An 11,917-nucleotide genomic window follows, 5' to 3' on the forward strand; every position below is an offset into this window, starting at 1 on the left:
AAGAGTGGGGAGTTCGTTGGACACGGACTCAGTATCAGTTCTGGATAATCGATTGAAAAACGATGCCGGAAGATAGTCTGTATCGATGTCGATGATTGTTTATTTAGTCGTTTAAAAACAGTTAGTTAGTTTTATTTAATGACTTGTATCAATGGCTTTGATGTCGATTATCGGTGCTATCGTTAATATCTAATTAATGGATTAATTGGCTGGGAGGCACTCTGGAACGCCCTTTTGCGGCTCCTTCGCTGTCGATCGCGGGAGATTTACCCCGCAATCGGTGGTCCAACTTCACGGGCCGAGGGAGAATGCCGGCGCGGCGGGCTGCCTTGGTCCGTGCTTTCATCGCAAACCATGCAGCGGGTCTGGCGCGGGGATGCCAGGCCTTTCACCGACGCGGCAACCAGGGAGTTCACGTATGACGCGCGGCCGGAAAATCTGCCTTTGGACCTTTACCGGCATCGTCGCCTTCTTTGCGGCCCTGCTGGTCTTCATCGCCACCTTCGACTGGAATCAGGTGAAGCCGATGATCAACGAGAAGGTGAGCGCCGAACTGGGGCGCCCCTTCGCCATCAACGGCGACCTGCAGGTGCTCTGGCGCACCGAGCCGGAGGAGGGTGGCTGGCGCGCGCTGGTGCCCTGGCCGCATTTCAGCGCTGCCGACATCACCCTGGGCAATCCCGACTGGGCTTCCGGCAAGACGTCAGCCACACAGTTCGCCAGCCTGGAAAAGGTCGAGTTCCGCCTGGCCCCGCTGCCGCTGCTCTGGCAGACCGTGAGCATCCCGCAGATCATCCTCACCCGCCCCAGCGCCGACCTGCTGCGCCTGGCCGATGGCCGCGCGACCTGGACGTTCGAATTGCCGAAGAAAGAGACGGAGGCCAACCCCGAACCCTCGCCGTGGAAGCTGGATATCGGCGAGATCGGCTTCGACAAGGGCCGCATCACTCTCGACGACCAGAGCCTCAAGACCCGCCTGGAATTGCTGGTGGACCCGCTTGGCAAGCCGGTGCCCTTTGGCCAGTTGGCCGGCAAGGCGCTGGCCGGGGCGGACGCGGCACAGACCCAGGACTATGTGTTCGGCTGGAAGCTCAAGGGGCAGTACAAGGGGCTGCCGCTCAGCGGCTCGGGCAAGGTGGGCGGCATGCTGGCCCTGCAGGATGCCGCCAGGCCTTTCCCGGTGCAGGCGGATATCACTGCTGGCAGCACCCGTGCCAGCGTGGTCGGCAGACTGACCGACCCGCTCAACCTCGGCGCGCTCGACCTGCGCCTGAAGCTGGCCGGCAGCAGCATGGCCAACCTGTTCCCGCTCACCGGCGTGACCCTGCCCGATACCCCGGCCTACGAGACCGACGGCCGCCTCAGCGCGCAGCTGAAGGACCCCGCCGGCGCGACCTTCCATTACGACGACTTCAACGGCAAGGTCGGCGGCAGCGATCTCCACGGCAGCCTGGTATTCGTCAATCACCCGCCACGCCCGAAGCTCTCCGGCAAGCTGCGCTCCGAACAACTGCGGATGGTCGACCTGGGCCCGCTGATCGGCGCGGATTCGAACAAGGCCAAGCAGGCGCGTGGCCAGGCCACCCGCCAGCCGGCGGACAAGGTGCTGCCGGTGGAAGAGTTCCGCACCGAGCGCTGGCGCGCGATGGACGCCGACGTGGAGTTCACCGGCAAGCGCATCGTGCACAGCGACAAGCTGCCGCTCAGCGATCTCTACACCCACCTGGTGCTCGACGATGGCCTGCTCACCCTGGAGCCGCTGCGCTTCGGCGTGGCCGGCGGCACCCTGGATTCGCACATCCGCCTGGACGGCGGCAAGACGCCCATGCAAAGCCGCGTCGAGCTCAAGGCGCGCAGCTTCAAGCTCAAGCAACTGTTCCCCAGCTTCGCGCCGATGCAGACCAGTCTTGGCGAGCTCAATGGCGATGCCGCGCTCAGCGGCACCGGCAATTCGGTGGCGAGCATCCTCGGCGGCGCCAACGGGCAGATGAAGCTGCTGATGAATGACGGACGGATCAGCAAGGGCCTGATGGAGATCGCCGGCCTCAACGTCGGCAACTACGTGGTGGCCAAGATGTTTGGCGACGACGAGGTGAAGATCAACTGTGCTGCCGCCGACGTCGGTATCACCAAGGGCCTGGCGGAACCCCGGGTGTTCGTGTTCGACACCGAGAACGCCATCATCAACGTGCAGGGCACCGCCAACTTCGCCACCGAGCAACTGGACCTTGACGTGATTCCCGAGAGCAAGGGGCTGCGCATCTTCTCGCTGCGTTCGCCGCTCTACGTCCAGGGCACCTTCAAGAATCCCCGTGCGGGGGTGCACAGCGGGCCGCTGGTGCTGCGCGGCGCGGGGATGGTCGCGCTGGGCGTGGCCTTTGCGCCGGCGGCGGCCCTGCTCGCCCTGGTAGCGCCCAGTCAGAAGGACGAGAACCAGTGCGGGCCGCTGCTGCAGCAGATGAAGCAGCCGGCAAAGGCGCCGGCGCCCGGCAAGCGTCAGTAGATCGGAACGTACAGGTCGGTTTCCGAGGCCGGGTTCTCCGGGCCGAGGAAGCGCTCGGTATAGCGTTCCAGGTCGATGCCCTTGCGCGGGGTCAGGCCGAGGCGGCCGAGCAGGCTGGAATAGATGCCCTGGAAGCTGTCGGCGATCCCCTGTACCGGGCCCACGTGGGTGAACACGGCGTACTTCTGCGCCGGCACCTCGAACTTCAGCATGCCCTCGGGGACCTCGGCGTCGGCTTTCACCGGCAATGCCGCGATGTAGTGGAATTCGCCGCCCGGCAGCTGGGCGCACACGCCATAGGCGTGCTTGTCCTGCGGGTTGGCGCTGATTTCATGCTCGCGCGGCAGGAAGCGCTGCCAGAGCTGGCCGATGCTGTCGCCGGGGGCGCTGCCCCGGTAGTCCATGCCCACCACGGTGAAGGCGGGCAACTCGACGATCCTGTGTTTCATGGTGTGCGGCTCCTTGCTGGGTGATCGCATGATAGACGGCGGCGCATCGGAGTGAATATTTCCGCGCAGGGCCGGTCCACTCTCGGTAGACCTTCGAACAAGGAGATCGTCATGCCACGTGGAGACAAGAGCCTGTACAGCGCGAGCCAGAAGCGCAAGGCGGCGCACATCGAAGAGAGCTATCGGCACCTGGGCATGAGCCGCGAGGAGGCCGAGGCGCTGGCCTGGGCCACGGTCAACCGCCAGGCCGGCGGTGGCGAGCGCAAGGGTGGTGGCGGCCAGCGCAAGAGCGAGGGCGCCAGGGCGGTGGCCCGCAGCGCTTCTGCGCGGCGTGCGGCGAAGACCCGCAAGGGCGTCTCAGCCAAAGCTGGCGGGCGAAGCCTGGCACTGCTGGCGGAACTGACCCGCGAGCAGCTGCTCGAACGGGCCAGGCGCAAGGGCATCAGCGGTCGCTGGCGCATGCGCAAGGACGAGCTGATCGAGGCGCTCTGCGCTGAGTGGCGGAAGTCGGCCCTCATCCCTCAGGAGGAGGGCCGGCGGGGCTAATTGCTTTCGCGATGCTCCAGTTCCGAGCAGGTCATGAAGCCCTTGCCGTCGACCTTGCCGGTATTGTCGAAGCTGATGTAGTAGGCCTGCTGCTGGCCGTCCTTGTTGAGGATGTAGCTATTGCAGCTGCCAAGGCCCTTGGCGCGCGTCTGCGTGGACGAGGGCGTGCCGCCGATGCGCAGCACCTGTTCCTTGCTCATGCCCTTGTCGACGTCGTGCACCAGCGGCGCGTCGCGGAAGGTGACGTAATTGACCGGGTTCTGCACCTTGGTGTTCGAGGCGCAACCCGCCAGCGATGCCAGCATGAGCAAGGCCAGCAGTGATCGTTTGTCCATGGTGCTCTCCTTGGTTTGAAGCGGCTGGGGTTGAGCAACGCACTTGCACAATTTGGAGTGGCGGCGCGGGCGAGCGTTCGAGAAAACTGCCCTATTGCGCGTCCTTCAGTGCGTCGTCCAGGCGTTGCTGTTCCTGTGCATTGACCTGATCGACCTGCTGCTTGAGCTGTTGCATCTGCTGCTGGGCCTGTTGCGCCTGCTGGGCCTGGAGGCTGGCGGCAGTGGTGGCGGTGGCGGCCGTTTCGCCCAGGCCGCAGGCGGTGAGCGCGCAGTACAGGCTGGTGAGGACGGCGAGACGAAGGAGGGGCATGGCGGTATCCAGCGTGAGGTGGTGACTCTTCAACGCTAGCGCAAGGCGCGGCCGGCGTCAGTACGCTCCGGCTCAATCCGCGCGTGTCGATGGCCCCGGTCCTTGCGGACAAGGGGCCATCGGGGCTGCTCAGCCGTAGCGCTTCATCGCCTCGATGGCCAGGCCGCTGCCGATCCCGCCGAAACGGTCGCCGTCGACATGACGGGCGTTGGGCAGCATGGCCGCCACGCTCTGGCGCAACGCCGGCACGCCGGAGGAGCCGCCGGTGAAGAACACCGTGTCGACCCGCGCCGGGTCCACGTCGGCGGAATTGAGCAGCTCGCCGATGCTGCCGCGTACGCGCTCCAGCAGCGGGCCGATGGCGCCTTCGAACAGCGCGCGGCTCAGCTCGGCCACCAGGCCCGGTTCGATGCGCGCGAGGTCGATGTCGCGCTGCTGGCTGTCGGACAGCTCGATCTTGCTCGCTTCCACCTGCATCGCCAGCCAGTGGCCGGCGCGCTGCTCGATGAGCTTGAACAGGCGGTCGATGCCGGTGGCGTCGACGATGTCGTAGCGCATGTTCTGCAGCGCCAGCTGGGACTTCTGCGCATAGACCGCGTTGATGGTGTGCCAGGTGGCGAGGTTGAGGTGATAGCTGGTCGGCATGAAGGCGTCGCTCTTCATCTTGCTGCCGTAGCCAAACAGCGGCATCACGCCCTGGATGCTGAGCTGCTTGTCGAAGTCGGTACCGCCGATGTGCACGCCGCCGGTGGCGAGGATGTCGCCGTGGCGGTCGGCCACTTCGCGGCGCTCCGGCGCCAGGCGCACCAGGGAAAAGTCCGAGGTACCGCCGCCGATGTCGACGATCAGCACCAGTTCCTCGCGCTGGATGCTGCGCTCGTAGTCGAAGGCCGCGGCCAGCGGTTCGTACTGGAAGGAGACATCCTTGAAGCCGAGCTTCCGCGCCACGGCCACCAGGGTGTCCTGGGCTTCCTGGTCGGCCTTGGGATCGTCGTCGACGAAGAACACCGGACGGCCCAGCACCACCGAATCGAATTCGCGGCCGGCGACTCCTTCGGCGCGCTTCTTCAACTCGCCGATGAACAGCCCGAGCAGATCCTTGAACGGCATGGCGCTGCCCAGCACGGTGGTCTCGCTTTTGAGCAGCGAGGAGCCCAGCAGGCTTTTCAGCGAGCGCATCAGGCGGCCTTCGTAGCCTTCCAGGTATTCGTGCAGGGCCAGGCGGCCGTACACCGGACGGCGTTCCTCGACATTGAAGAAGATCACCGAGGGCAGGGTGATCTTGTCGTCTTCCAGGGCGATCAGCGGTTCGGTGTCCGGGCGCCACCAGCCGACGGTGGAGTTGGAGGTGCCGAAGTCGATGCCCAGGGCGCGGGCCGCAGTGGTCTGGAACATGGTGCGCGGGTGTCCGGAGAAAAAACGGCCGCGCAGTTTACGCGAGCAGGCTGGGAAAGCCAGGGTATCTGTCGGGAAACAATGGTGGTAAAGGGGCTTGGGGAGTAGCTTGTAGTTTTGCTACATTGTGTTCCTGTAGTTTTCCTACAAGAGTTGTTGCCCACTGATTTTTTCTTTCCCACCCCGTATAAGTAGTTGGACCCCGCCATGCACAGAGCCTCCTTCCACGAATTGCGCAAGGAATTCCGCGCCTTACTGACTTCTTCCGCTTGCTACCACACCGCTTCGGTGTTCGATCCGATGTCGGCGCGTATCGCCGCGGATCTGGGGTTCGAGGTAGGCATCCTGGGTGGTTCTGTAGCTTCACTACAAGTTTTGGCGGCACCGGACTTCGCCCTGATCACCCTCAGCGAGTTCGTCGAGCAGGCTACCCGCATCGGTCGCGTCGCCCGCCTGCCGGTGATCGCCGACGCCGACCACGGTTACGGCAACGCCCTGAACACCATGCGCACCGTGGTTGAACTGGAACGCGCCGGCGTGGCTGCGCTGACCATCGAGGACACCCTGCTGCCGGCGCAGTTCGGCCGCAAGTCCACCGACCTGATCACGGTGGAAGAGGGCGTAGGCAAGATCCGCGCGGCCATCGAGGCGCGCATCGACGAAGACATGGCGATCATCGCCCGGACCAACGCCGAAGTGCTGGAAGTGGACGACGTGATCCGCCGCACCCTGGCCTACCAGGCTGCCGGCGCCGACGGCATCTGCATGGTCGGCATCCGCGACTTCGACCACCTGGAGGCGATCTCCCGCCACCTCTCCGTGCCGCTGATGCTGGTGTCCTACGGCAACCCGGCGCTGCGCGATGACCAGCGCCTGGCGGAGTTGGGCGTGCGTATCGTGGTGGACGGCCATGCTGCCTACTTCGCGGCGATCAAGGCCACCTACGATTGCCTGCGCGAGCAACGCGGCGTGCATGCTTCCGACCTCACCGCGTCGGAGCTGGCGAAGAAATACACCCTGCCCGAGGAGTACCAGATCTGGGCGCGGGAATACATGGAAGTCAAAGAGTAGAACTGCCTGTCCCGTGCCGCTCGGCCTGGCGGCAGTTGCGCCGGCAGGTATCCGACCTGGGCGTTGAAGGGATAGAGCAGAGTGCCTTCGGGTTTCTCCGCCTTGCGCAGGTATGTCCAGCGCGAGAGCAGGGAGTCCCGGCTGGCACCGGCGGGTAGTGCCGCCAACCGTTGTCGATCAATTTCTGCAATGCCTTGATGCGTGTCGCATCCCCCTCGTTCTCCTTCCCGGTAGACGCCGCACCTCCCGCCACGCCAATTCCTTCGTCAACGACGCACTCGTCGCTTCGCGCGCCATCACCCTTGCATTCCCTGCCGGCGAGCTGCATATCGTCAGGACACTTGAAGATTCCACGGGAGGTCGCCATGGCCAGTGGCTGGGCAAACGACGGAGCGGTTCAGGAACAGATCGACAGCACCATCGAGGACGCCATCGCACGGGCGCGCAACCAGTTGCCCAAGGGTGAGAGCCTGACGCATTGCGAGGAGTGCGATGCGTCGATCCCTGAGGCGCGGCGCAAGGCCGTCCCCGGCGTGCGGCTGTGCGTGAACTGCCAGGCCGAGCATGACAAGGAGCAGGCGGCCTATTCCGGTTACAACCGACGCGGCAGCAAGGACAGCCAGTTGCGCTGAAATGCCTCGGTCCGATCATGAAAGCGGCGCCTGAAAGTGCCGTTTTCTGTTTTTGCACGTTGGAGCGGGGCGCGCTCCTACTACAAGAGCACGGTTGACCTCAGCGGCACCAGCACGCTGCCGGCGGCCTGTTCGACCTCGATCCGCCCACCCCCGCTCTCGTTGCGTCGTGGCCGAGCACGGAAGTGTCCTGCCTCAAAAGAGAAAATACCGCTGCGCCATCGGTAGCACCTCCGCCGGTTCACACCACAGCAACTGACCGTCCGCGCGCACCTGGTAGTTCTGCGCATCGACCTCGATGTGCGGCAGGTAGGCGTTGTGGATCAGGTCGGTCTTCTGCACGCTGCGGCAGCCCTTCACCACGCCGATGGTCTTGCGCAGGCCCAGTTCGTGGTGCACGCCTGCGTCGAATGCGGCCTGACTGAGGAAGGTCAGGCAGGTGGCGTGGCGGCTGCCGCCAAAGCTGGCGAACATCGGCCGGTAGTGCACCGGCTGCGGCGTGGGGATCGACGCGTTGGCGTCGCCCATCAGGCTCGCGGCGATGGCGCCGCCCTTGAGGATCAGGCTCGGCTTCACGCCGAAGAAAGCCGGGCGCCAGAGCACCAGGTCGGCCAGCTTGCCCACTTCGATGCTGCCCACTTCATGGGCCACGCCATGGGTGATCGCCGGGTTGATGGTGTACTTGGCGATGTAGCGTTTCGCGCGGAAGTTGTCGTTGCGCGCGCCGTCGCCGTCCAGCGCGCCGCGCTGCTGCTTCATCTTGTCGGCTGTCTGCCAGGTGCGCGTGATCACTTCACCGACGCGGCCCATGGCCTGGCTGTCGGAGCTGATCATGCTGAAGGCGCCGAGGTCGTGGAGGATGTCTTCCGCGGCGATGGTCTCGCGGCGGATGCGCGACTCGGCGAAGGCCACGTCCTCGGCGATGCTCGGGTCCAGATGGTGGCAGACCATGAGCATGTCCAGGTGTTCGTCGATGGTGTTGCGGGTGAAGGGCCGGGTCGGGTTGGTCGAGCTGGGCAGCACATTGGCGAAGCCGCAGGCCTTGATGATGTCCGGCGCGTGGCCGCCACCGGCGCCTTCGGTGTGGTAGGTGTGGATGGTGCGGCCCTTGAAGGCGGCGAGGGTGGTTTCGACGAAGCCGGATTCGTTGAGGGTGTCGGTGTGGATCGCCACCTGCACGTCGAGGCGGTCGGCCACGGACAGGCAGTTGTCGATGGCCGCAGGCGTGGTGCCCCAGTCCTCGTGCAGCTTCAGGCCGATGGCGCCGGCGCGCACCTGTTCCTCCAGCGGCAGCGGCAGGCTGGCATTGCCCTTGCCGGTGAAGCCGATGTTCATCGGGAAGGCGTCCGCGGCCTGGAGCATGCGCGCCATGTGCCACGGGCCGGAGGTACAGGTGGTGGCATTGGTGCCGGTGGCGGGCCCGGTGCCGCCGCCGATCATGGTGGTGACCCCGCTCATCAGCGCCTCTTCGATCTGCTGCGGGCAGATGAAGTGGATGTGCGTGTCGATGCCGCCGGCGGTGAGGATCATGCCCTCGCCGGCGATCACTTCGGTGCTGGCGCCCAGCGCGATGGTCACGCCGGGCTGGATGTCCGGGTTGCCGGCCTTGCCGATGGCGGCGATACGCCCATGCTTGAGGCCCACGTCGGCCTTGACGATGCCCCAGTGGTCGAGGATCAGCGCGTTGGTGATGACGGTGTCGACGACCTCGGCAGCGCACAGCTGGCCCTGGCCCATGCCGTCGCGGATGACCTTGCCGCCGCCGAACTTCACTTCCTCGCCGTAGACGGTGAAGTCCTGCTCCACTTCGATCCACAGGCCCGTATCGGCCAGGCGCACGCGGTCGCCGACTGTGGGGCCGAACATGTCGGCATAGGCTTGTCTGCTGATTTTCATCCAGCGCTCCTTGGCTGTTTTCCCGCGGGCGCTCAGAGGCTGCCCATCACTCGCCCGGCGAACCCGTAAACCTTCCGCTCGCCGGCCAGTTCCACCAGCTCCACCTCGCGGCTCTGCCCCGGCTCGAAGCGCACCGCAGTGCCCGCCGGAATGTTCAGGCGCATGCCGCGCGCCGCGTCGCGGTCGAACAGCAGCGCGTCGTTGGTCTCGAAGAAGTGGTAGTGCGAGCCGACCTGGATCGGCCGATCGCCGCTGTTGGCCACCGTCAGGGCAAGGGTGCGGCGGCCGGCGTTGAGTTCGATCTCGCCGCTCTGTATGTCGTATTCGCCAGGGATCATGGGGAACTCCTTGGGTCGAGGATCAGTTGCATGAAGGTGAGATCCAGCCAGCGGCCGAACTTCTGGCCCACCTGCGGCATCTGCCCGGTGGTGAGGAAGCCCAGGCGCTCGTGCAGGCGGATCGACGCCGTGTTGCCGCTCTCGATGGCCGCGACCATCACGTGCAGGCCCTGGGCGCGGGCGCGCTCGATGAGCGCCTGCATCAGCAGCGGGCCTAGGCCCTTGCCGCGCTGGTCGGCGCGCACGTAGACCGAATGCTCGACCGTCTCGCGGAAGCCGTCGAAGGCGCGCCACGGGCCGTAGCTGGCGTAGCCCACCACTTCACCCCCATCCTCGGCCACCAGCACCGGGAAGCCCTGCTGCGCACGCAATTCCAGCCAGGCGCGGCGGTTCTCCAGGTCGATGGCGACCTCGTTCCAGATGGCGGTGGTGTTGAGCACGGCGTCGTTGTAGATGTCGCGCAGACTGCCGAGGTCGGCTTGGCTGGCGTCGCGGATGAGCATGTCGGTTCCTTCTTTCGTAGGGCGAATAAAGCGGAACGGGGCATCAAGCGATGGGCTGGTGCACGGTGACCAGCTTGGTGCCGTCGGGGAAGGTGGCTTCCACCTGGATCTCCGGGATCATCTCCGGTACGCCTTCCATCACCTGTTCGCGGGTCAGCAGCGTGGTGCCGTAGTGCATCAGCTCGGCGACCGTCTGGCCATCCCGCGCGCCTTCGAGCAGGGCGGCGGAAATCAGTGCCACGGCCTCCGGGTAGTTGAGCTTTACGCCGCGGGCGAGGCGACGCTCGGCGACCAGGCCGGCGGTGAAGATCAGCAGCTTGTCTTTTTCACGGGGCGTCAGGTCCATCTCAGGTGCTCCAGATTCGTGGCGGAACGGCCTCGCGGCCGAGCAGCGCGGGCCGCAGCCGGCGCCAGAGTTCGATGAGCCAGGCGCGGGCGTGCAGCGCCTCATGGGCCAGGCAACGGGCGATGACCAGGCCGGGCAGTTGAGTGAGATTGCCGTGGCCCTGGCAGGGGATGGCGCGGCAGGCTTCGATCAGCGCCGCATCGATCTGCCCGCTGGCGATCAGCGTGGCCATCACCGGATGGCCGGCGAGGCCGATGGGTGAGTCAAGCAGGCGGTCGTTGCCGGCGACGCGCTGGCGTTCGTGCCACAGACGCTGGCCGTCGCGGCGGATGTCCAGGGCGGCGGCGAAGTAGCCGTGGTCGAAGCGCTCGCCACTGGCGGGGCGGCCGAGGGCGACCACGTCCCAGTAGAACAGCCGGGCATCCGCTTCGAGGTCGATGCGGGTGGTCAGCTCGGTCTGCGCGCCGGAGTAGACGATGGTTTCCTGCGGCAGCCATTCCAGCGTGGCGCCGGGGCCGACGCGGATATCCAACAACTGCTTCGCCGGACAGCCAGCGCGGTACCACTTGGCGGCGCCGGGGCTGGTGAGCTGCGCCCAGCTGTCGTCGCCGGCGTGGATGTCGAGTTTCAGGGTGTCGCCGCCAGCGATGCCGCCGGGCGGGTGCACGACGATGTGCTGGCAGACCTGCGGCCCTTCCGCGTAGAGGTGCTTCTGCACCCGCAAAGGTCCGAGATGGCGCCGGGTGACCGGCCGCGTGCTGTCGCCGATGCGGGCGTAGGCCAGCTCCAGCTCGGCGTGCCAGGCGGGGTGGAAGAGAGTGGCCGGTGCGTTCATGGGCAGCTTCGAAACGAAGGATGCACGGGACAGAGCAATCGGCGTGCCGGGACGCGCCAGGATAGTGCGCGATATCTTTCGTTTGCGCTGAAGGCCGCGCGGGGCCGGCGTTTCGAACCGATGCAAGGGTTTGTCCAATCGGTCAGGTATGGGCGCGGTTGCGGTGCATCAAGGTATTCGACGCACCGCATTGGTGCGGAGTCTTCCTGTAGGAGCGGGCCATGCCCGCGATCGCGCGCATGGCGCGCTCCTACAAGGGGCCGCCAGGCCGCGAGATCAATCAGCCCAGCTGCTTGCGCATGTACACCCGGCGGAAGCCGTTCTCCACCTTGCGCGCGTATTCCCGGTAGCCGTTCTTCGCGTACAGCTCGATGTTCTCCACCATGCGTTCGTTGGTGTAGAGGTACAGCGACGGGTAGCCCAGCTGCGCGGCGGTTTCCTCGGCATGCACCAGCAACACACGACCGATGCCTTGGCCGGCGCATTCGGGCAGTACGGCGATGTTGTCGAGCAGGAAGCCCTCATCGGTCTCGCGCATCACCAGCAGGCCGACCGGTGCGCCATGCTGCTCGGCGATCAGCACGCGGTCCTCGGCGATCACCGCGTGGTAGTCATCCAGCATCGGCCCTGGCTTGCGGCCCAGCCTGGGTATCCACTGGGCGTAGGCCGCCGCCACGCAGACCGCGGCGAATCCGGCGTCGTCGTTGACGGCGGGGCGCAGGGTGATCGGCATGGCGGGCTCCAGGAAATACCAATAC

At 65.8% G+C, this 11,917-nt stretch carries 14 protein-coding genes; 4 read left to right on the top strand and 10 right to left on the bottom strand.

Annotated features, from left to right (window positions below):
• Positions 1-418: 418 nt before the first annotated feature.
• A complete protein-coding gene (locus ACQ5BL_RS14435) occupies positions 419-2,503 on the top strand; it encodes an AsmA family protein (protein WP_430293173.1) in 2,085 nt (694 codons plus the stop codon).
• On the opposite strand, the gene ACQ5BL_RS14440 is transcribed toward ACQ5BL_RS14435, so the two are convergent.
• Positions 2,497-2,952, bottom strand: coding sequence for a GyrI-like domain-containing protein (locus ACQ5BL_RS14440; RefSeq protein WP_207882392.1), 456 nt, complete (start codon positions 2,950-2,952; stop codon positions 2,497-2,499). The genes ACQ5BL_RS14435 and ACQ5BL_RS14440 overlap by 7 nt on opposite strands.
• Positions 2,953-3,063: 111 nt before the next feature.
• On the opposite strand from ACQ5BL_RS14440, the gene ACQ5BL_RS14445 reads away from it, so the two are divergent.
• On the top strand, positions 3,064-3,498 hold the full coding sequence (locus tag ACQ5BL_RS14445) for a termination factor Rho (RefSeq protein WP_243804475.1): 435 nt from the start codon (positions 3,064-3,066) through the stop codon (positions 3,496-3,498).
• On the opposite strand, the gene osmE is transcribed toward ACQ5BL_RS14445, so the two are convergent.
• The 3 genes from osmE to ACQ5BL_RS14460 all read right to left on the bottom strand — a co-directional run bounded on the left by osmE (position 3,495) and on the right by ACQ5BL_RS14460 (position 5,538).
• Positions 3,495-3,833, bottom strand: a complete 339-nt coding sequence (gene osmE, locus ACQ5BL_RS14450) for an osmotically-inducible lipoprotein OsmE (protein WP_243804476.1) — start codon at positions 3,831-3,833, stop codon at positions 3,495-3,497. The genes ACQ5BL_RS14445 and osmE overlap by 4 nt on opposite strands.
• Positions 3,834-3,924: 91 nt before the next feature.
• Positions 3,925-4,143, bottom strand: coding sequence for a hypothetical protein (locus ACQ5BL_RS14455; RefSeq protein ID WP_243804477.1), 219 nt, complete (start codon positions 4,141-4,143; stop codon positions 3,925-3,927).
• A gap of 129 nt (positions 4,144-4,272) precedes the next feature.
• Positions 4,273-5,538 (bottom strand): Hsp70 family protein, encoded by a 1,266-nt coding sequence (locus ACQ5BL_RS14460; protein WP_243804478.1) that lies wholly within the window; start codon positions 5,536-5,538, stop codon positions 4,273-4,275.
• Between the two features lie 207 nt (positions 5,539-5,745).
• On the opposite strand from ACQ5BL_RS14460, the gene ACQ5BL_RS14465 reads away from it, so the two are divergent.
• Positions 5,746-6,609, top strand: a complete 864-nt coding sequence (locus tag ACQ5BL_RS14465; protein WP_207882398.1) for an isocitrate lyase/PEP mutase family protein — start codon at positions 5,746-5,748, stop codon at positions 6,607-6,609.
• 365 nt (positions 6,610-6,974) lie between these two features.
• Complete coding sequence (locus ACQ5BL_RS14470) at positions 6,975-7,241, top strand: DksA/TraR family C4-type zinc finger protein (protein ID WP_207882400.1); 267 nt, start codon at positions 6,975-6,977, stop codon at positions 7,239-7,241.
• Positions 7,242-7,436: 195 nt separating this feature from the next.
• Here ACQ5BL_RS14470 and ureC read toward each other — a convergent pair whose 3' ends face one another.
• The 6 genes from ureC to ACQ5BL_RS14500 form a co-directional block, all read right to left on the bottom strand.
• Entirely contained in the window at positions 7,437-9,137 is a 1,701-nt protein-coding gene (gene ureC / locus ACQ5BL_RS14475) for an urease subunit alpha (RefSeq protein WP_243804479.1), read from the bottom strand.
• Positions 9,138-9,169: 32 nt separating this feature from the next.
• Positions 9,170-9,475, bottom strand: a complete 306-nt coding sequence (locus tag ACQ5BL_RS14480; RefSeq protein ID WP_243804480.1) for an urease subunit beta — start codon at positions 9,473-9,475, stop codon at positions 9,170-9,172.
• Complete coding sequence (locus ACQ5BL_RS14485; protein WP_207882406.1) at positions 9,472-9,978, bottom strand: GNAT family N-acetyltransferase; 507 nt, start codon at positions 9,976-9,978, stop codon at positions 9,472-9,474. The genes ACQ5BL_RS14480 and ACQ5BL_RS14485 overlap by 4 nt, the downstream gene beginning before the upstream one ends.
• Positions 9,979-10,021: 43 nt before the next feature.
• Positions 10,022-10,324 (bottom strand): urease subunit gamma, encoded by a 303-nt coding sequence (gene ureA, locus ACQ5BL_RS14490; protein ID WP_207882408.1) that lies wholly within the window; start codon positions 10,322-10,324, stop codon positions 10,022-10,024.
• A gap of 1 nt (position 10,325) precedes the next feature.
• Positions 10,326-11,159 (bottom strand): urease accessory protein UreD, encoded by an 834-nt coding sequence (locus tag ACQ5BL_RS14495; RefSeq protein ID WP_243804481.1) that lies wholly within the window; start codon positions 11,157-11,159, stop codon positions 10,326-10,328.
• A gap of 280 nt (positions 11,160-11,439) precedes the next feature.
• Complete coding sequence (locus tag ACQ5BL_RS14500) at positions 11,440-11,892, bottom strand: GNAT family N-acetyltransferase (protein WP_243804482.1); 453 nt, start codon at positions 11,890-11,892, stop codon at positions 11,440-11,442.
• Positions 11,893-11,917 lie beyond the last annotated feature (25 nt).

The organism is Pseudomonas sp. B1-22 (genome assembly GCF_050474425.1).
Classification (GTDB): Bacteria; Pseudomonadota; Gammaproteobacteria; order Pseudomonadales; family Pseudomonadaceae; genus Pseudomonas.